At 39.4% G+C, this 21,980-nt stretch carries 14 protein-coding genes and 1 pseudogene; 10 read left to right on the forward strand and 5 right to left on the reverse strand.

Annotated elements, in window-relative coordinates; translation table 11 throughout:
- The first annotated feature begins 1 nt into the window (after position 1).
- The 5 genes from PR699_RS03020 to PR699_RS03040 all read left to right on the forward strand — a co-directional run bounded on the left by PR699_RS03020 (position 2) and on the right by PR699_RS03040 (position 5,443).
- A complete protein-coding gene (locus tag PR699_RS03020) occupies positions 2–700 on the forward strand; it encodes a fimbria/pilus periplasmic chaperone (protein WP_036944095.1) in 699 nt (232 codons plus the stop codon).
- A gap of 90 nt (positions 701–790) precedes the next feature.
- Positions 791–3,427, forward strand: coding sequence for a fimbrial biogenesis usher protein (locus tag PR699_RS03025; RefSeq protein WP_014657380.1), 2,637 nt, complete (start codon positions 791–793; stop codon positions 3,425–3,427).
- Positions 3,428–3,485: 58 nt separating this feature from the next.
- Complete coding sequence (locus tag PR699_RS03030; protein ID WP_004917440.1) at positions 3,486–3,974, forward strand: fimbrial protein; 489 nt, start codon at positions 3,486–3,488, stop codon at positions 3,972–3,974.
- 12 nt (positions 3,975–3,986) lie between these two features.
- Positions 3,987–4,496, forward strand: coding sequence for a fimbrial protein (locus PR699_RS03035; RefSeq protein WP_014657382.1), 510 nt, complete (start codon positions 3,987–3,989; stop codon positions 4,494–4,496).
- A gap of 8 nt (positions 4,497–4,504) precedes the next feature.
- The gene (locus PR699_RS03040) at positions 4,505–5,443 is read left to right on the forward strand and encodes a fimbrial protein (protein WP_036942797.1); all 939 of its coding nucleotides are present in this window, start codon (positions 4,505–4,507) and stop codon (positions 5,441–5,443) included.
- Between the two features lie 200 nt (positions 5,444–5,643).
- Here PR699_RS03040 and PR699_RS03045 read toward each other — a convergent pair whose 3' ends face one another.
- On the reverse strand, positions 5,644–5,862 hold the full coding sequence (locus PR699_RS03045; RefSeq protein ID WP_004917435.1) for a hypothetical protein: 219 nt from the start codon (positions 5,860–5,862) through the stop codon (positions 5,644–5,646).
- Positions 5,859–6,080 (reverse strand): SIP domain-containing protein, encoded by a 222-nt coding sequence (locus PR699_RS03050; protein ID WP_004917434.1) that lies wholly within the window; start codon positions 6,078–6,080, stop codon positions 5,859–5,861. The genes PR699_RS03045 and PR699_RS03050 overlap by 4 nt, the downstream gene beginning before the upstream one ends.
- Before the next feature lie 392 nt (positions 6,081–6,472).
- Between PR699_RS03050 and PR699_RS03055 the strand changes: the two are divergent.
- Positions 6,473–7,567: pseudogene (locus PR699_RS03055) on the forward strand (IS3 family transposase).
- Between the two features lie 272 nt (positions 7,568–7,839).
- Here PR699_RS03055 and PR699_RS03060 read toward each other — a convergent pair.
- Positions 7,840–11,349, reverse strand: a complete 3,510-nt coding sequence (locus PR699_RS03060) for an AAA domain-containing protein (RefSeq protein WP_014657386.1) — start codon at positions 11,347–11,349, stop codon at positions 7,840–7,842.
- 1,029 nt (positions 11,350–12,378) lie between these two features.
- Positions 12,379–13,251, reverse strand: a complete 873-nt coding sequence (locus PR699_RS03065; RefSeq protein WP_014657387.1) for a phosphorothioated DNA-binding restriction endonuclease — start codon at positions 13,249–13,251, stop codon at positions 12,379–12,381.
- 666 nt (positions 13,252–13,917) lie between these two features.
- Between PR699_RS03065 and PR699_RS03070 the strand changes: the two genes are divergently transcribed.
- The 4 genes from PR699_RS03070 to PR699_RS03085 all read left to right on the forward strand — a co-directional run bounded on the left by PR699_RS03070 (position 13,918) and on the right by PR699_RS03085 (position 20,550).
- Entirely contained in the window at positions 13,918–16,455 is a 2,538-nt protein-coding gene (locus PR699_RS03070; protein WP_014657388.1) for a penicillin acylase family protein, read from the forward strand.
- 5 nt (positions 16,456–16,460) lie between these two features.
- On the forward strand, positions 16,461–17,558 hold the full coding sequence (locus PR699_RS03075) for an acyltransferase (protein WP_014657389.1): 1,098 nt from the start codon (positions 16,461–16,463) through the stop codon (positions 17,556–17,558).
- A 224-nt stretch (positions 17,559–17,782) separates the two neighbouring features.
- Positions 17,783–18,367 (forward strand): HutD family protein, encoded by a 585-nt coding sequence (locus PR699_RS03080; protein ID WP_014657390.1) that lies wholly within the window; start codon positions 17,783–17,785, stop codon positions 18,365–18,367.
- 470 nt (positions 18,368–18,837) lie between these two features.
- Positions 18,838–20,550, forward strand: coding sequence for a lysophospholipid acyltransferase family protein (locus PR699_RS03085; protein ID WP_004917422.1), 1,713 nt, complete (start codon positions 18,838–18,840; stop codon positions 20,548–20,550).
- Between the two features lie 54 nt (positions 20,551–20,604).
- Here PR699_RS03085 and yegD read toward each other — a convergent pair whose 3' ends face one another.
- Entirely contained in the window at positions 20,605–21,957 is a 1,353-nt protein-coding gene (gene yegD, locus PR699_RS03090) for a molecular chaperone (RefSeq protein ID WP_004917421.1), read from the reverse strand.
- Positions 21,958–21,980: the final 23 nt, after the last annotated feature.

The following is a 21,980-nucleotide window of genomic DNA, read 5'->3' on the forward strand; positions in this document are numbered from 1 at the left end:
CATGAGAACAGGAACAACTCGTAAACTAATTACTGCGTTATTTATATTACTCTGCTCAAGTATATCAACTCAGGTATACGCAGGAGTTGCTTTGGGCGCTACGCGGGTTATTTACCCAGCAGGGCAAAAACAGGTTCAACTTGCTGTCACCAATAATGATGAAAAGGGCGTTTTTCTTATCCAATCATGGGTAGAAAATGCTAACGGTCAAAAAGATAATCAATTTGCTATCACACCTCCGCTGTTTTCTATGCAAGGTAAAAAAGAAAATACCTTACGAATTATTGATGCAACCAATAATCAATTGCCTAATGATAGAGAAAGCTTGTTTTGGTTAAATGTCAAAGCGATACCTGCTATGGATAAGTCAAAGCAAAATGAAAATACCCTGCAATTAGCGATTATCAGCCGTATCAAACTTTATTATCGTCCTACTGATTTGGCGATTGCGCCAGATAAAGTGGCTGAAGAATTACGTTTTAAGCGGCAAGCCGGAACACTGTTTGTCACTAATCCAACACCATATTTTGCCACGGTAGCTGAACTAAAAATCGGCTCGGTGAAGCTAGATAATGTGCTAGTACCGCCTTTCGGTGACGCGTCAGTAACCGTACCGGCTAATGCAAATGGTGAGATTTCCTTCCAAACCATCAATGATTACGGCGCATTAACCCCCAAAATGACGGGGCGTACTCTGTAAAAGCGGGTTTCTTACTTATAAAAAATAGCTAACTATCACTTTGAATTAAATAACTTACTGAGCGATTTAGCAGATCGGGTCGGAGGGAACATGTCATATCTGGCATCTGGAAAAGAGCCATTAATTTTGGAGAAGAAAACGTTTTTTGGCAATCTACCCGAGCGCCATTTTCCCTTAATTCCATTGGCACTCTTTATTGGTGTCTGCCTATACCCTACTTGGGCTGAGGCAGAATTATACTTTAACCCACGCTTTTTGTCTGATGATCCTTCTGCTGTTGCTGACCTGTCTGCTTTTGAACAAGGTCAAGAAGTACCTGAAGGCACTTATCGTGTTGATGTGTATCTCAATGATGGATATTTATCGATTCGAGATGTTCATTTTACTATCGATAAGAGTAGCAAAGAATTGTCGCCATGTTTAACGCTTGGTGAGTTAGCTAAAATGGGTGTGAAGACATTGGCCATTCCAAATGTCGAGACAATCTCTAAGGACACTTGTCAGCCTTTAAATACATTGATTGCTGATTCAACATCAAAATTTGATGTTGGCTTACAACGTTTATATATCACTGTGCCTCAAGTGTATATGAGGGATAGAGCGCGAGACTTTATTCCTACTGAGTATTGGGACTCTGGTATTACTGCAGGTCTTTTAAATTATAGCCTCACGGGAAGTCGCGCACGTAACCAAAATGGTACTCATAGCAGCTATACCTACCTGAATTTACAGAGTGGATTAAACCTTGGGCCATGGCGCTTGCGCGATAACTCCACATGGAGTCACAGTAGCGGTAAGACTAACAGTGAAACGCGTTGGGAGCATATCAATACTTATTTAGAGCGCGGTATCAATGAATTCCGCTCACGCTTAACGGTAGGTGATAGTTACACACTTGGTGATATTTTCGACAGTTTTAACTTCCGTGGTATTCAATTAGCTTCCGACGATAATATGCTACCGGAAAGCGAAAAGGGTTTTGCGCCTGTGATCCGTGGTATTGCACGAGGCACTGCTGACGTTTCAATTAAACAAAATGGCTATGAAATTTACCGGAATACTTTTCCGCCAGGGCCTTTTGTTATTAATGATTTATATGCGGCAGGGAACAGTGGTGATCTCCAAGTTACCATTACAGAGGCGGATGGTTCAATACAAAGCTTCACGGTGCCTTATTCTTCGGTGCCTTTGCTACAGCGTGAAGGGCATACTAAATATGCGGTTACAGTAGGTGACTACCGTTCAGGAAATGGGCAACAAGAAAAGCCGACCTTTGTACAAGGTACCATAATGCGTGGTTTGTCATATGGTTGGACGCTATATGGTGGAACGCAACTTGCAAATCGCTACCAATCTTTCAACGCTGGTATTGGTAAAAATATTGGTGTGTTTGGGGCATTATCCGTCGATATTACACAAGCTAATGCCAAGCTACCTGATGATAGTAATCATCAAGGACAATCTATTCGCTTCTTATATAACAAGTCACTGAATGAAACGGGAACAATTATTCAGTTAGCTGGTTATCGTTATTCAACTAAGGGTTATTACTCATTCGCGGATACCACCTATAAACGAATGGATGGCTATAACCTTGCAACACAAGATGGTGTTATACAGGTTACGCCGAAATTCACCGACTACTACAACTTAGCCTATAACAAACGCGAAAAAATCCAATTAAGTTTGACTCAACAATTGGGTGAACAATCGACGTTATATGTGACGGGTAGTCACGAAACATATTGGAATACTAATAAATCAGATAAGCAATTACAGGTTGGTATCAATACGTTAATCGAAGGGATCAATTGGGGCTTAAGTTACAGCCTATCGAAAAACTCGTGGCAGGATGCCAACGACCAAATGTTGGCCTTGAATGTGAATATTCCATTCAGTCATTGGCTGCGTTCGGATAGCCAATCTATCTGGCGTAATGCAAGTGCCAGCTATAACGCTTCACATGATCTGAAAGGCCGAGTCACCAATACGGCTGGTATCTATGGAACATTATTGGATGACAATAATTTAAGTTATAGCGTGCAAACAGGTTATGCCGGGGGTGGGGAAGGAAACTCTTCTGCAACAGGCTATACCTCACTCAACTATCGCGGTACTTATGGTAATGCCAACGTGGGCTATAGCTATACCAATGACTTAAGCCAGATGTATTACGGTTTAAGTGGAGGGATTTTAGCGCATGCTAATGGGGTCACGTTAAGCCAGCCAATGAATGATACGGTGGTTTTAATTAAAGCGCCGGGTGCTGGGAATGTCAAAGTTGAAAACCAAACCGGTGTTACAACGGATTGGCGTGGTTATGCCGTTTTGCCCTATGCCTCTGATTACCGTGAAAACCGAGTCGCTCTTAATACCAATACATTAGCTAATAATGTTGATCTTGAAGATCCCGTCGTGAGTGTTGTACCGACTCGAGGTGCAGTAGTGCGTGCGGATTTCCATCCTAAAGTAGGTGTGAAAGTACTAATGACACTCATGAGACAGGGCAAACCTGTGCCATTTGGTGCAGTGGTAACCTCAAAAGGCAGTAATGGTGGCAGTATTGTTGCCGATGATGGGCTGGTTTATCTAACAGGGTTGCCACTGGCAGGGCAATTGGTTGCTCGCTGGGGAGATAGCCCAGATGCACAATGCCAAGTCAACTACACACTGCCTGAGCAAAGCCGGCAGGAAATACTCAGTAAGCATCGTGTAGAGTGCCTCTAAGGAGCAAAAAGTGTTTGATAAATTGAAGATTTTTTCTGCAACCTTGCTGACGTCGGTCATGTTTTCTGCAAGTGCTTATGCAGCGGATAGCACGATCACTATTAAAGGCAATGTCAAAGACAACACTTGTGCAGTCGCACCGGGTTCTCAGAATCAAGTCGTTGATCTGCTAAATAATGCCGTTAGACAACTATATGCCATCGGTGAAGTGACACCACTTGTGCCATTCCAAATTGAGCTTACCCCTTGTGGGGCGTCAGTATTAGCCGTCAAGGTAGGATTTGTGGGCATCGCAGATGCAAACAATACGTCGTTATTGGCGTTAGAACCAGGAACTTCTAATGCTTCAGGAGCAGGGATACAAATTTTAGATGGCAGTAGAACGCCATTGGTACTCAATGCCAATAGTAATCAAATTGCATGGACACCATTGGTTGCTGGGCGAAGTAATACCTTGCAATTTTATGCGCGATTGATGGCTTCTAATTTACCTATTGTTGCAGGTCATGTACGAGCGACAGCAACTTTCACGCTTGAATTTCAGTAAACAGGGGATGCCATGATTGATAATTATTGGAAGAGGATCACTGCACTACTATTGGGGGTGTTAAGCCAGATAACCTCAAGCTATGCGGCGGATGCCACAGTCACCGTGAATGGTAGTGTGGTGGCAAAGCCTTGTACTGTAGCAACCACTACCGCCAATGTTGAATTGGGTGATCTATATACCCTCAATTTAATTTCTGCTGGCTCAGCCTCTGAATGGCATTCAATTTCATTGAATTTAGAGAATTGCCCGGTTGGTACATCAGCAGTGACGGCAACCTTTCAAGGGATCGCCGATACCACTGGCTATTATAAAAACCAAGGTACGGCAGGCAACATTCAGTTGCAATTGCAAAATAGTGCAGGAACAAATTTGAATAACGGTGCGCAGCAAAAATTACAGGTCAATGATTCTACCATGTCGACGAGTTTTCCATTAAGAGTCAGAGCATTAACAGTCAAAGGTGGTGCGACACAGGGAACTATCCAGGCAGTGATTGATGTCACTTACACTTATCAGTGAGTTAAACCATGAATGTAAAAAAAATGATTAAATTATTTTTCGCTAATCTGATTATTTATTTAGCCAGTATCTCTTCTGTGTATGCATTTACTTGTTATGACTCAACGGGGAATGTGTTGGATAGTCTTTCGGGGACAGCGACTGCGAACGTTTATGTTAACCTTCAACCGAGTGTGCAAGCAGGACAAAACTTAGTGGTGGATTTGTCACGATCTATTTTTTGTCGCAACGATAGTCCTTTAACTCGTAGGGACTTGGTGAGTATGAGACGAGGCTCCGCCTATGGTGGGGTATTGTCGAACTTTAATGGTTCATTACGCTATTATACGTCAAGCTATCCGTTTCCGTTGGTGTCACCGACTCATCAACAGAATTTCCCTTCAGGGAATTATACACCTTGGAACACTCAGCTATATTTGACCCCTATTTCAGCGGCGGGGGGAGTGGTTATCAATAAAGGCACTCGTTTTGCGACATTGGTGATGTACCAAGTTGGCTCTGCTCTTGTTGGTGGCGGTAATGTGGAGACGGCGACCTTTACGTGGAATTTATATGCCAACAATAATGTAGTAGTACCTATTGGTGGTTGTGATGTTTCTTCGCGTAATGTGATTGTTAATCTGCCTGAATATCCTGCAACTGCACCAGTACCACTTTCTATTTATTGTGCACGAAATCAAAATATTTCTTATTACCTGACAGGTTCAACGGATACCAGCTCTTCCATATTTGCGAACACTTTTTCGGGAACTAATGCGGCAAAAGGCGTCGGGATCCAATTAGTGCGTAATGGAAACGCCATCCCAACTAACCAAAACGTGCAGTTGGGGGCTGTGGGAACATCTGCGGTGAGTTTAGGTTTGAGTGCACGATATGCACGTACTACAGGGCAGGTGACGGCAGGGAAAGTACAATCAGTGATTGGTGTTACTTTTATCTATGATTAAAGAGAGAGTCAAATGTTGCTAAATTCAATCGCTGCATTTGACGAATTCAGCCTGTTATGTGATTTATGTGAGACAACGCGTACAGGCTGCAACGTATCTTTTAATAAGTTTCGAGTAACGAATGTATTTAATAAACGCCCAAGTGAAGATAGATAGTGATGTGAAATAATCAGTAATTCGCGGTTGAGTCGTGCCATTTGTTAAGGAAACATTTCTATAGGCATGCCAACAGCCATCAAGCCTTGAGCGGAATATCTCATATCATGTAATGACTGAACAACTCGACTTATTTGTTTTTCAGCGAGTTGTTCTTTGTGCTGAGCGGCAGGGTATTTATTAAATTCATTGCTATCTGAACGTAGGTCGGTTCGACTCAGGGCAAAGGTATTATCAGCAATTAATAATACGTTATTAATCATTTCATTATCTCATGTATAAATGAAACCGAACCTTTAAAGTTTGATTTGCCTTTCTTCCAATAACCTTTAGTAAACAACAACTTTTTGGGAATATCAGTCTCATTGATAAAGAGATCTTTTAGGTATGCAGCGACTTGTCGTTCATAAGTCAACCACACTTGCCCTTGTTTATCAGAGAGTCTGTAATGGCTGATGGCTTGCACAAGTGAGCTATTCATTCCACATGTCAAAATGTCGGATGCGGATTTGCCAATTGCTTTTTAATAATGAGTAATCAATAAATTTATCCACATCATCACAGCATAATGTGATACGTCACATTATTGGGATAATTTGTTGTATATCACACACTCTTGCCTCTCGTTTGCTGTGAGCATCGCATTCCAACATAACATCAACTATTTTATTCAATGTGTTATGTATAATTTCCGCCTATTTACAGCAGCGAAAAAAGATACTGATTGATGATAAATGAAGCAGATGATAGGACAATATTGGGATCAATCGCTTGGCAATCAGTTAAAACTATCAGTGTTAGTGGAATGTCCACTCCCCCTAAAATAAGACAGCTATAATTAGAGTTTCTGCCCTAAAATTTGCAGAGGTCATGATGAAAAAAGTTCGTTTTACTGAGACTCAAATCGTTAATATCTTAAAACTCGCTGATTCAGGGATGAAAGTGGAAGATATTTGTCGCCAAAATGGCGATCAGTAATATTACTTATTATAATGGTGGTGTGGAAGCTAATGATGTTAAAAGATTAAAAGAGCTTGAAGAGGAAAATGCCAAGCTTAAAAAAATGTTTGCAGAAGTTAGCCTTGAAAATCATACGATGAAGACGCTTTTTGCAAAAAAGGATTGGTAGTGGCGGAAAAGAAGTCCTGTACTCAGGCTTTAAAAGAGGCAGGTTTATCAGCCATTAAAGCTTGTAAATTAACATCATTACCTCGGGCAACATTTTATCGCCGACAGCTAAATTGGCGTGAAAGAGATCGTGCAGTGATTGATGCTATTCAATCAGTTTTAGCTAAATCGCCACAGTCGGGATTTTGGAAATGCTATTTTCGGCTAAGATTTCAAGGCTATCCTTTTAATCATAAACGAGTTTATCGCGTTTATTGCTGTTTAGGGTGAAACCTGAAACATCGAGTTAAAAAAATACTGCCAAAACGAGAAAAAAGCCCCTTAGTGATTGAAAAAGTCCCGAATGTTCAATGGGCATTGGATTTTGTACATGACAGTTTATATTGTGGTAAGCATTTCAGAATATTGAATATTATTGATGAGGGAACACGTGAATGTTTGGCGATTGAAGTGGATACATCGTTGCCAGCTGAACGGGTTATTAGAGTGCTTGAACGCTTAAAAGTCGACAGAGGAGTGCCGAAACAAATACGCGTGGATAATGGACCTGAGCTTATTTCAACCAACCTATTGAATTATTGTACAAATAATCAGATTGAGCTATGTCATATTCAACCCAGTAAGCCACAACAAAATGGCTTTATCGAACGTTTTAATGGCTCATTCCGCAGTGAATTTTTAAATGCATATTTATTTGAGTCATTAAGCCAAGTACGTGAAATGGTGTGGTTTTGGCAACAAGATTATAACCAAAATCAAACGCACGAAAGCTTAAATCCCCCCCCTCCAGAGGTATATCGTAAACAGTTAGAAAACTCTAAATTGCAGTGTCTTAATTAATGGGGAGTGGACACATGACTAATTGTTTTTTATGCTAAAATTAAAGATGAAAACTCACAACATCGTATGGTGAATCCAACCATTTTAATTGGGGGCCAGTACAGTATGTTATAAATTGGAGAGTAATTGGCTCAACATTTAGCACCAAAAAAGAACAATCTTTACTACATCCTGCAAAATAAAACGTCTGCTCCTCGCTCAGACCAGACTATCAGGTTTAATAGTGTTCTACAATAAACCCTGACAGTTCAAGTCTGAGCTAATATATAATGTTACCGTCGTTCAAGGTTGTTGTGGATAGCTTGAATTTCTTCTTTCAAACTTCCACCACAATAAACCATAGAGGTATCATATCGTTCATACTTGGCTTCACGAGATGCGCTAAACCAATTGAATGAGCCAATGCAGAGTAAATTATCATCTCCGATAACAATTTTACTATGAACTCGTCGCACTAGCTTTGTAGCAATGCCATAAGAATCTAATTGTTCCAAGGCATTATGAAGATTGACTTCTCTTTCTTTACGTTTTTCAGGATCAGAGTGTTGGATATTGTAATTTCTATCGGTGATCACTTTTACTTGGATACCCTTAGCTGTTGCTTGAGCCATGGAATCAATGAATCCAGCTTGTTCAAGTTTTTGCAAATTTAACCAAGGGGATATAATGGTAATATGTTTTTCAGTGTTACTAATTGTTTGATTTAAAAAGTCATCGTGCTCTTTCACACCGTGAAGCGTGTATATTTGAGTATTCGATTTTTGTAAGTCTTGCCTTTCTTTGTATTCGAAATGTAAGGCATTCCTTTCCTCTAAGAATAAGTATTTGGCAAGCAATCCCCTTGGTGAAGAAGGGGGTTGGATTTCAAATAAATCCATATCTCCAAAAACAAGAAAACTATCCTTAGCGCGTGATACAGCAACATTCAGCATGCTGTTATCACTATCGATAAAACCGCCATCTTCATGTTTTGAATATACAGGGGAAAATATAACAATCGCTCTTTCTGCGCCTTGAAGTGAGTGAACAGTACCGACAGTTAGTGTATTTTCACTAGTTTCAGCAGTAATTCCTTGTTTACTAAGAGCATCTTTAATAATTGAAACTTGAGCACTGAATGGCGTTACTATTCCAACTATTTGCTGAATAGGTTTCCCATAGTGATTTTCGATACGTTGTCGATTTTCTATTAACCAAGCTGAAATGATTTCTGCTTCTAATCGATTGAAACGGCTTCCTGTATTTCTTTGCTCACCTTTTCCATCGATATGGAGATAGCCCATTGCAGGGAATAAAAGGTTGTCACTATCTCCTCTTTTTGGTAGTAATTTTCCTTGATAGCAAAGCTCATTACAGTACCCGATGATGTTATCAAAGCAGCGTCGATGCTCGTAAAGATACATACCTCTCTCTAAATCAGAGTCATAATGGTAGCGTGAAGACAATTGTGCAATTTTCATTACACTGCCAGAAGCTGAACACTTTCCGAGTTCGGTGATTGAGTCATATTCTGCATTGATTTGTTCTTGTGTATTTTCGCTCAGAATTTTTTCTTCCAACATGTTTCCGGAGTCAATGGCTCGAGTGATATTCCATATTGGAGGTATTTGTGCAGTATCGCCAATAACAAGTGCTTTTTTAGCAAATGCGAAGGAGGCCGCAGCAACTTCAGGTAGTACTTGACCGGCCTCATCGACAATGAGTAAATCAGCAATATTATATGCATAGCCTCTTTCATGCTTTTTTTGCCCTTTATTTGCGGGTAAAAGCATATAGTTAGGTAACATATAGCAAGTCATTACCACACATGGCGTTAACATCATTTTACGTTGCCAGTGACGTTCTACTGTTTTAAGCCCGTTTTTTCCTTTCTCCTTGTTAAGATCATCAATATTGAGTACATCAATGAGCCAACGGCCTTCCCAATAATGAGTGGTTAGCAAAAATAGAGGAAATCTGATTTGTGTGTCAGCCAGTTCATCAATTTGCAACAAGTTTGGTTCTTCACCCTGTTTATATCCAAGTTCAGAAGCAATGGTGAGCCACTTTGCCAATATCTCTTTTTCTTGTTGGGTTATTTGATGTATATAATTAATTTGTTGTTGATAATCCTCTTGTTTTCGCTCTTCACTATCGAGCAATTTTTTAATTAAACTATCAATAACATTGATTTCAGTTGGTTCTTTTTCAATGTCGAAGCCATCTAATTTATCAGCAAGGAACAGCTTAACTTGGTAGTAACGCTTTTTTCCGACTGGTGGAAGCCATGAAAATAATGAAATAAATAGAGATTCATTCGCTCTATATTTATCCCATTCTACTGAAGCAATTTTTAACCTATCTATTTTAGATTGTGTTTTTGATAGTAATACGGTCTGGTCATTAAGATAAGAATTTATATCATCGGATACTTGGGCGATTTTCCCTCGAATTTCTTGTAGAGAATCCCAAGTTTGCTTTATCTCAACTAACTTATTGGACTGCTCGGAGAGTTGTTCATGCAATAACGCAATAATTTTTTCAGGGGATGAACAATCTTTATTGGGGAATGCCAATTTGGCTTTATTTAAATAAAAATCTAGTGCGCTTTCAATATATTCTTTAGATTCTATTTCTTTAAAAAACTCGTCAGTCTGGTACTTTTTGATTGCTTCTGCTTTCTTGGTACTTGAAGGGAAATAAGCACCAAAACTTTTAATATTTGGCAGCCAGCGACCTGACATAGCGCCATTTCCTTCGGAAAAGTCCTTTCCAAATGCTTCGATGATATTAGTGACGGCTTGGTTATTGGTTGAAGTCGCAAGTACAATTGGCGGATTTGTTTGTTCGAGCGCGGCTTTAGCCCAAAGCGTTGCAATAATGGATAAAAGTAAAGTCGTTTTTCCTGTGCCAGGAGGGCCGTTGACTGCTAAAATATCGCCGTCATTGGCATTAAGAAAATGACCTAGTGCATCTCGCTGAGCCAGCGCTAAAGGAAACCTATCCCCAGAATGACCTAATCGATAAACAAAGGAATCTTCAGTTGAAATTAGTGGCTCGATTTCAGGAGAAGTGAAGTTAGCGAACCGCTCAAATAATGGGACTTTTTTCTTATTTACAAGTAAGTGGTCATAAAGAGAAAGAATATGAGTACTAGCACCTTTAGGTTCTACTTTTTTTAGTATATATCCGTAATCGGCAAGTTCATACTGTTCGTGAGTGTTTATCCAAGATTCAGCGATACTATTTAATAGTTTATATGAATCATCTAAATATGACCCCCACCCTTGGAAATAGCCTTCATATCTTTTCTCTTTTTCTTCTTCAGTTTCTTCAGTTTCTAAATGAGATTCATCATAATGCATAGATGATGATGTATTCGTCGTTTTATATTTATCGTACTCAGATATTTCACCAATAGAGAATGAACCATGAGACAGCGGTTCAAGTAGATCTCTAGGAATGACGGTAGTTGATGTTGGAAATAAAAAACCTTCTCGATTTATTTTTGCTAGTGTCACAAGCGGGGTGACATATGTTGGACTGCCAGCAAGGCGTTCTTTTCCATGTTGTATTAGCCGTATAAAAACTTTTGGGCGTAAAATGACATCTACTGTGTTTACATCATCTTTTTCATCGGAAAAAAAACGCTCAGTAATAATGCTATCAAGGCGACCTGATGAAACACTTTCCCATTTAATCAAATTATTCGTGTCTCGTTTTTCTAGAGCCCCTTTTCCTGACTCCGCATCAGCTAGTGAATTTCGCCAATAAGCGGCTAATTTTAGATAGTTATCATCCATTTCCTGTCCTAAAAATAATAATATTTAATTGACTATAATAAGATAAATTTATATATAGAGCGTTATTCTCCATACTCACAGGATAACTTCAATATAAAATTTAACTTGATTTTAAGTTTTGATAGGGGGTCTAGAGCGGTGTCGGTTATCTGATAACTTATAAGCATGTATTGTTCCACCTGCATCGCGATTACTTGTATTAGACAGCTATCAGAAAAAGTAAGAATTTCACCTGTTGGTATAAATAAATTTATACCTTCATATTTTAATTTAGATCACGAGGTTAAGTGTTATGTGCGAGTACTACCTCCGCTAAAGTGAAAAATAAGATACTAAAGGCGCCTTTTTTATGTCTGAAATCTTAAGTTTACAAGGCCTTCCTCATGTTTCAGTCAATCCATATCAATATAATCCAATCCACACCATCTTTTTTGTGAGTATATCTGTTGTTCCGATAATGTTTATTACTCATTATTTAATAACTACACTCGTTCCAAAACTGCCTGCGCCCCTGTTTCTGGCAAATCCACTTTGGCATAGTTAAAGGCTTCGTCATATTTGAAGTAGTGATTTTCACTATCTAGTTACTGGGGTTGTCCATTTCTCATTATTTGAGACAGGCCAACTTAGAATTTAACTAACTGATTCAAATAAATAGGTATTTAAACATTCACGATGAAACGGCTCATTGAATTGCTCGATAACGCTATTTCACTGTGGCTTATTGGGTTAAATATGGTATAACTCAATTTGATCATTTTCGCAGTAGTTCAATAAATTAATTGAAATTAGCTCGGGGCTATTAGCCACGTGAATTTCTTGGACAATCCTCCTTGTATTGTACACTTTCGAACACATGTTCTTACATGTTATCTGGCTAATAGGGTGTCGATTTTAATTATGGGTATTTGAGTGAATAACGCTCAGTACCTTAGATGGTTATCACAATATAAGGTGTCATGCATAATATCTAATGCCTACTAGGTATCTGATATTTTTTCACATTGAGCTGAACAATAAAAACAACTCTTATTGTTTGAAAACTTGTTCACGATGCCAATTAATAAATATATCTTTTGGGTATTCCATCGTATCTTTAGGCAAATAGATTAATTTACCTGCAAAATTCCAGAATAACTTTTCTACCATCTGGTTACCATTAACCCCTTTAGAGACCAGTAATTTCATATTCTCATCAAGGCCGATAGCGCCCATATCAAAAGCGGAATGATGCAGTGAACATAAAGCAATCCCATTATTAATCGTGCATGGACCACCAAACTGTTTCCACTTAATATGAGCGGCTTCTAAACCAACAACAGCACTATCATAACGTAAATTGTAACCGCATATAGCACATTGATAATTGTAAGCTCGTAAAATATTTTGCCTAAACGCGGGGTCTCGGGCCTTGCGGATTTCATGGAGTGGAAAGTCGAGACGGCTAGCGATAATATCTTGTACATTTTCAGGAAAATGCTCATTTAAAATCTGTTGGGCTAACTTATCTATCAAAGTAGGCCTTTTTAGAAGAAGTTGGTAGCTTTCTTCATTAAACCCGCCAAATATATTTTGCTGAATTAACTCATTTTTAGAGGGCTGCTTATTCCCTTTTTTCAGTTCGTATTCTTCTGTATTTTGTAAATCCCAAAAACCATCCCGTTTTAATCGCCAAAAAGGCATATTTGGATAGTATTCTCGGCGATATGGGCCAAAACTAATAAGCAATTCTAATAGCTGTTGGTGAATTTCATTTCCATAATTAAATAGACGGGGATGCCCCTTTCGATATTCTGAAAGTACCAATAAAAGCAATAGCGGCTTATGAGGGGCTCTTTGATAGCCTTTACGCCATATCGTCAAGTTAGAAATATCATTCTGTAGCGCACTGGAAGTATACATAGTTATTTTATTTTCAGCAGATTAGAGTTATTACCATTTATTTGGGCAAACAGATGCAGCAGCTTACAGCTAGTTTCCATCTATTTACCTTATTTTGCAAATTCGCTATAGAAAAATGGTTTGTAAGACGACAAAAATTTAATTTGACGATATTTGTATGGATTATTGATAATCGCCAAATCGTTTTAAGAAAATAAGCAAAGAAAAACAGCGGATTATACGGAAAATTAAGTCAGCTGATAAGCATTGACAACGTTTTCAGAATTCAAAAATTCCAGTGTAAATATTGTGTAAGGTCGTAGAAGCTAATAATAATTGTAAAATTAACTGATAGGTCAGAACTAACCAACATTCTGTGGTTAGCAAGTAAGATACTCGTGTGCGGGCAACGTGTTTAGCGTCATATTAAACGAAGCAAACATATTTTTTCGAGTATTGTTGTGAAAGTTTCAATTTTCCATTCGTTGTCTATACATATCCATTACTCAACGTCCTTAACTTATCTGTATATCAGCAAAAATAGATAAAACGTTATTCATCATCATTGAAGCTAGTGGAAGATAAATCCCCCTATACCACGATAAGAATCCCCTTATTTAATTTAACTTTAGGTCATGCCTATAATGAGAAATTCTTTGGTGGTAGTTCTGATATATGGGGCAATAGATGGAACGCAAAGGACTGTTTTTATCTTGTATTATCAGCGGGGTACTATTGCTATCTGGCTGTCACAGCTTACTCAATAACTACTATGCTGATACCCTCCCTAAAACAGAAGGACAAGTGGTTCTTGCAGGGTTAAAAGCCCCCACTACTGTACGTTATAACCAAATGGGCGTCCCTTTAATCAAAGGGCAAAACCTTGAAGACGTTTATTTAACATGGGGTTATATTCATGCATCAGAACGCATTAGCCATATGGAGCTGATGCGCCTCACGGCAGAAGGTCGTTTAGCAGAATACCTCGGCGAACCGGCCATTGGCATTGATAGTTTTATGCGCAAAATGGGTTTTCGTGAAGCGACGAATATTTTATATCGAAATGTCAGTCCACAAAATCGTCGTTATCTTGAAGCTTATGCCAATGGTGTCAATCTTTGGTTAGATAATCATCAAGATAAACTACCAATGGATTTATCAGCGGCAGATTATGTTGTTCCGAAATGGCGCCCCGATGATGCAATTTTAATTCTATCTCTCGCTAATTTCGGCTTGGCGGGAAACCTACATGAAGAGATTGATAGCTTAATCGTTGCTCAGCAGTTGGGGGCGGATATGCTACCTTGGCTATTTCCAACTTATCCTGATGAGCCTCTTCCTCACCAAGAAGCAAAGAAATTGCAAGGGCTAAATTTAGAACCGTTTAAACAAGACATCGACCAGTTAACACTTGCTAGCCAATCTCTAAAAAATATTCATTTACATGATGTTATGGCATCCAATAACTGGGCTGTAACCGCAGATCTCACACAACACAATGGTACATTACTGGCTAATGATACCCACCTTCCAATCGGTTTACCTTCTTTATGGAGTTTTATTCAGATTGAAACTCCTGAGCTATCTATGGCTGGCGCGGCGATCTCAGGGATCCCCGCGATTGTATTAGGTGCAACCCCTGATCTGGCGTGGGGATATACAATGGTGATGGCGGATAATCAGGATCTATTTTTGGAGCAGATCAGAGAAACGGACAATGGATTTGAATATCTCTATCAACAGCAATGGTATCCGGTAAAGCAAACTCAAACCGTGTTTCATGTAAAAGGTCGCCCCGATAGAGTCGAAAATGTCTATCATACGCAACATGGTGTGTTGCTAAATGAGTCGCTGAAAGAGCGCAGTTATTTGCTGCAACCCCTTGAGGTCAGAACGCAATACGGGATCGCCTTTAGTAGCCTGCTGCCCGCTACCGATGATATTAGTATCGATGCGTTAATGGATCTACCTAAACAAAAGAGTGTTTCCCAAGCCATTAAATTAGCAAAAGAAATTAGCGTGATCTCCGTTAATATGCTGTTCGCCGATAAGCAACAAATTGGCTGGCAATTAACGGGAAGTTATCCATTGCGCAAAAAAGGGCTTGGGTTATTTCCCTCTCCGGCATGGGAAGGGGAATATGATTGGATAGGCAGGGTGTCTAATCAGCATTATCCAACCTCAATTAAAACTCGAAAAGGTTGGTTGGCGACTGCAAATCAGCGAGTTGTAGAGAAGGGCTATCCTGTTAATTTTTCTCAAACATGGGCGCACCCAGAACGTTTTGAACGAATTTCAGCGCTATTGAATGCAACGGATCGACATAATTTAGATAGCATGCAGCAGATGCAGTATGATCAATTCGATCCTATGGTGACGAAGTTACAGGTTTATCTCAGAGACCCTGCATTACAAAACGCGATCGCTCAACTCCCACAATCAGAACAACAACAAGCGAGGCTAGCTCAACAACGCTTGTTGGCATTTGATGGTTACCTGCATGCCGATAGTGCTGGTGCGGCGCTGTATAACTTATTTTTAGCTCAGTTCAGCCAACAATTATTTGCTGATCGCTTCGTCGATTCACCGCAGGCGTGGAAGGCGTTTGTTGAAAGCTCCAAATCTTATTCAGCGCAAGCTGAGCATCTGCTTTGGCAAGATGACAAAAGTGCCAATGCGAGTCCTTTTTGGCAAAAATCGGACCCGGCTCGTAGCGGTAAAGCGAAAATCATTGCCTATTCATTAGCACTGGCTAACCAACAAGGTGAAAAGCAATTTGGCAAAAATTATTCACGTTGGCAGTGGGGGAAATTACACCGCTATCAATGGAATAGCTTGTCATCACAAATGGCGGAATATCTTCCAAAAGAACAACGCAGGACGATTGATCGACTCGATAGCTATTTGAATCGAGGCCCTTATCCAGCGGGTGGAAATCTCAATACGGTCAATATTTCCAGCTATAGTATGGGCGATAATTTTGATACTTTGTTGATCCCTGCAATGCGCTTAATTGTTGATTTCAGCCAACAAGATCCAGTATGGGTAATGAATAATGCGGGGCAGTCTGCCAATCCTGCAAGTCGTCATTATGCCGATAATATTGAGGATTGGTTGAAAGGAAAATATCAAAACCTTCCTTTTAGTCCGGAAGGGCAATCCCAGTGGTACAGCGATAACGTGTTGCAGTTTGTGCCTCGCTCACTTTCAACACAGGCGCATTAATACCGATGATCTCTAATAAATTATTCCAACGTTTTGCACCGATTGACCCAAATGTTTCTGAACAATTGGATATGTTAAGGGGATTTTGTACCGCGACAGTATTATTTGGGCATGCATATTTAGTCTTTTTATATCCAGTATGGCCTATCGTGATGCTGCCGCTATATTTATTTGGTCATAGCTGTGTCATGGCTTTTTTTGCGTTAAGTGGTTTTTTGATTTGTAAGTCGGTTAGCTACAATATTCAACGAAATACTTACTTTAAAGTAAGGCGCTATGCAACTTCACGGTTAAATCGTATTTTGCCGCCTTTTTATTTAGGCTGTTTTGTCTTACTACTTTTATATTTTATCTCTCCCTATTTTTTTGCTAGTGGTAGCCGTGACATTAATATTATTAGCGATACGATGACTCAGGCGAGAATGGCGCTGGATGTTAAGAGCTTTGTGGGAGTATTGTTGTTTATCAACGGCTTTATTACAGATACTCCACCAAGTAACTTTGCATTTTGGTCATTACCATTTGAGGTTTGGTTCTATACACTGTTTGCCTTATTTATGATGCCTAATCAGCGTTGGTGTACGATTATCGGTATTCTATTATTACTCACTCTTAGTGTATTGAATTATACTTTTTTCTTGTATGCCTTAATTTGGTGTTGTGGTGTGATTGCTGCACTGCTTCATAATCACCAGTATCAATTAAAACGAAAAACGCTCATTACCAGTTTTAGCTTGATTGCTTTAACACTATTGACATTAGCTGTGGTTGGCGTTTTTTATTTTCCATTCAGTTTCGACAAGCAAAAATATTTGTTGGCGTTGTATGGCACTTTGTGTGGCATTAGTTTCTGCTATTTATTTTATTTGATGAGTTTTCACCGCGTTCGTTTTTATTTACCTGGTAAACAATTAACGCCGAGCTCTTATACGATCTATATTCTGCATTTCCCTTTGCTAATCTTTGCTTATGGGATTGTGCAACCTTATGTGTATCAGAATTTGTGGGTATTATTTATCACTACGTTTTTGATCGCGTTGGGGATCATGTTTATTGGGTTGTTCGTTGGACGATATGTGGAAAGATTGAAGGTGCTACATTAAGTTGTGGCTTTGTTATCGCGTAAAAAAATATCCACTCTCCCTAAAATGAGTCAGTGATAATGAAGTCAGTCATGGTATTTCAATTAAGCAAGGAGGCTTTTTCGCTCATCTCCGATAAGTCGGTTAACACGATATGATTTTGACTCTGATACTGGAGGAGTTTTCCCTTTTAGTATATGTTTACTGACTAAACTGACACGATTACTTAAAGGTTGATTTAAACCATGATCCGAGTGTTAACAGCGAAAAACTACCAAAAAATGCCATGGAAAAATGGGCAAGGTTTTACTTTAGAAATTGCGCGTAGTCACGGTGTAGGATTAACCGATTTTGATTGGCGAGTTTCTATTGCCGATGTGAAAGCGGCTGGAGCCTTTTCTTATTTTCCGAGTAGGAAACGGATTATTGGTGTATTAGATGGCGGAGAAGGGCTAACCTTGCAGGTGGATAAAAATTCTCCTGTAACACTCCGTCAAAAACAATTTTTTGCATTTCATGGTGAAAGTGATGTGTATGCTGAGCTATTAGGTGAGGCTATTCGCGATTTCAATCTTATCTATAACCCTGATAAGTACATCGCTCGTCTGCAATGGTTCAATACACACAATGTGACGCAGTGGATAAGTGATGCTGACAGGGTATTAATATTTAATGCTAGTGGCGAGCTTGGCGTTACTATTGGTTTGAACTCGCATACTTTAAAAGAATTTGAAACATTATTGGTGGAAAATGATGGAAATTCTTTGCAATATAACCTTGTCACTCAACCAAAGAGTGACTTTTGCCTGATTGAATTATTTGCTAAGTAAAGTTACTGCCAACAATAAAATCGCTGTTATTTGTCGTTTACTAATAACAGCGGTAAATTAATACTATTTTTCATCCTCATCTTATAGCGTAATCTACTTTATTTTTATAAAAAATACTCTGTAAATTTTTAATCAAGGATAAACTAATCAAATTAGTTCATTATCAGAATATGACGAGTGAATATTTTTGATTGAGTATGATAATAAAAATATCAAAATAGATTAAAAAGGTCATAAAACGTAGGGTTAAGCTATATATAGTTGTGGTAGGATCAAGGTTTATCCATAATTGAGCTGTGTTGTATTTATAGAATATTAATTAATTGAATATATTATGTTTTTTATTTGTAACTCATAAGATAGGGATATTGTCATTATTGGATGAGTTTAACCGTTTTGTCATTAAATTGACACGCTACTGCCATTGTTCTAGCTTAGGTTTGCAATAGCTAAACTAGGAGACAATTAAGATGTTTAGTTTGGATGCTTTGCTACAAGATGTATTCCCAGACCGAGCGCCTCCCGCTTGGAAACGGAATTTACTAAAGTTCCTGCTATTTGAAAAAGAATTTAAACAATTTTCTGAAAATTATCCTCACCTAAAAGGTTTAGATCTGGTTGAGCAAATCGTCGAGTACTTTAATATTCGTTGTGAGTTAGTTGATGGCGATTTAGAAAATATTCCCTCTCAAGGTCCTCTTGTATTAGTTGCTAATCACCCGATAGGCTCTTTGGATGGTTTAGCAATATTACGTACGGTCGCGACAATTCGCCCAGATGTTAAAATCGTAGCAAATCAGTTTTTGAATTATATTGAGCCACTGAGTAGCTTATTTGTTCCTGTTGATAATATGGGGAATCGCACTAGCCGCAAACAAATTGAGGCAATGCAAGAGCATTTAAATAAGCAAGGGGCTTTGATTTTATTTCCTGCTGGTGAAGTTTCCCGATTAAGTGCGAAAGGGATCCGGGATGGTCATTGGCATACTGGTTTTTTACGTTTAGCGGCCAAAGCTCGTGCGCCAATTGTACCTATTCACGTTACTGGTCGTAATAGCCCTCTATTTTATTTAACCTCATTAATATACCGTCCATTATCGACATTATTGCTCGTACGAGAAATGTTTAAGCAGCGTGATGGCAGAATAAAAATTCGAATTGGTGGCCGTATCCCATTTACTCATTGGCATGATGGGCATACTCGATCGCATGATCTCGCAGAACGTTTTCGCCGCCATGTTTATCTTCTTGGGCAAGGAAAAAAAGGGCTTTTTACCAGTGAATCTGCCATTGCATTACCGGAAGATCGCTTAGAATTGAAAAAAGCATTGATGGCGTGTGAGCGGTTAGGCACAGCCCCAGATGGTAAGGCGATTTTTCTGTATCGTAGAAAAGATGAGGATAGAACGCCTATCTTACGTGAATTAGGTCGATTACGTGAAATTGCTTTTCGTGCTGTCGGTGAGGGTTCAGGAAGGCGGCGCGACTTAGATAGCTATGATGATGACTATTATCATCTCGTTTTATGGGATGAAGATGCATTAGAAATTGTTGGCGCTTATCGATTTATTCCTACTGCCGAGCAGTTGAAGAAAAAGGGCATCGAAAGTATCTACAGTTATACGTTATTTCATTACGATAAAGAGATGCTACCGATACTTGAGCAAGGGATTGAATTAGGCCGTAGTTTTATTCAACCTACTTATTGGGGTAAGCGTGGTCTTGACTATCTTTGGTTAGGTATTGGCGCTTATCTTGCAAAATACCCGCAATATCGTTACTTATTTGGGCCTGTTTCGATATCGGGTACGATGCCAATTGCCGCTCGTGATCTATTAATTACGTTTTATCGCCTCTATTTCTCAGCGGATCATTCGTTGGCACAGTCTCGCCAGCCGTATCCTGCCTCATTACCACAGGTATTAGCACAGTTTTCAGGGAATAATTATCACGAAGATTTAGTTAAGCTAAAAAGTCTGTTGAATAATATTGGCTGTTCGATTCCAACCTTATATAAGCAATACACCGAGCTATGTGAGCCGGGTGGCGTACAGTTTATTGATTTTGGAACCGACCCTGCTTTCAACAATTGTATTGATGGCTTGGTATTGGTGGATTTGACGAAGTTGAAACCTTCTCGTTATCAGCGGTATGTAGCGGTTCACCAAGATAACCAAACGTAATCTAAGTTATTATGCAAAGAAAAAACGCCGTATGGCATACGGCGTTTGTATCGATTATCTAAAGCAGATCTCAGCCCAACGGGTGAGGCCAGCGGTGACTGAGCCAAAATCATTGCCTCGGACAATAGGAATATTGGGTAATTCTTGTTTTATGGCCTGACATAGGACGGGGGATTGGGCAGAGCCTCCTGTCATAAATATCGCGTTTGGTTGCACACCACCTTGTGTCACGGCTTCTTTAACCAGCTCTATCATTTTACTTTTTGGTGATTCGATAGCCTCTACCATCTGGTCACGGTGAATATTAATTTCGAGAGTCTCATTCATTAATTCAATATGAGCCAAGTAATTTTCACTGTCTGATAAAGCAATTTTCGCTTCTTCAGCGCGGCGCACTAAGCGATAGCCAAGGGTTTCATTATAAACCTCAATAAGACGCAGCAATTTTTCAGGCTCTTGTGCCTCTTGGCGTAATCGATTGAGCGCTGTTAAATTCTGTTTTGCATAAAATTCTTTTTGTGCTTCCACATTATTAATCGCGATAGGATTCCAAAACTGGCTTATCGGCATTTTAATTCCAGATACTGTTTGGCTGCTCATACCAAATGAGTCCATTAATTGTTTTAAAGCCAAATAAATATCAAGGTCGTTACCTCCAATACGTTGACCGGTGTGAGCTAATAGACTTGCTGTTCGGTCGGTTTTACCTTGATAACTTGGCCCCATATTGATCAGTGAACAGTCGGTTGTGCCTCCACCGATATCGACAACTAATATAGTTTGGTCTTGCGTTAAAGCCGCTTCATATTCAAGCCCAGCGGCAACTGGCTCAAATTGAAAGGCAATATTTTTAAACCCAGCGCGTTTTGCGGCTTTAATAAGAATAGCTTCAGCTTGCTGATTAGCTAATTCACCACCACGGCCATGAAAGTTAATTGGGCGGCCAATGACAGTATCAGTAATTGTGTGTTGTAAATGCAGTTCGGCTTTTTGTTTAATATTCGCCATCATGGCGCACACTAAATCTTCAAAGAAACTGAGTTGCACTTCGTGAAGGCCTGAAGCACCAAGAAAGGATTTTGGTGACTTGACATAATAGACATCGCGAGGATCTTTTAGGTATAGCTCTAATGCTGCTTGGCCAAAAACAATATCCTCAGGAAGTAGTTCAATCCCTTCTTCACGGTTATATGCGATGGAACGCCTCAGTATTTGTTCGCCCACTTCATCTGACGGTAATATATTAAGATGACGGAATAAATGTTCAGAAACAGATTCTCGAGTTGGCGCGCAAAGGGTTGACGGAATATAAGCACTATCACCTTCTAATGGTAACAGTGTAGGCTTTCCCTTATCCATAATTGCGACCGCGCAGTTTGATGTTCCGTAGTCAAAACCAATAAACATTTTGCCCCCAATGCTTTAATTAC

Source organism: Providencia sp. PROV268 (genome assembly GCF_028477805.1).
Classification (GTDB): Bacteria; Pseudomonadota; Gammaproteobacteria; order Enterobacterales; family Enterobacteriaceae; genus Providencia; species Providencia stuartii.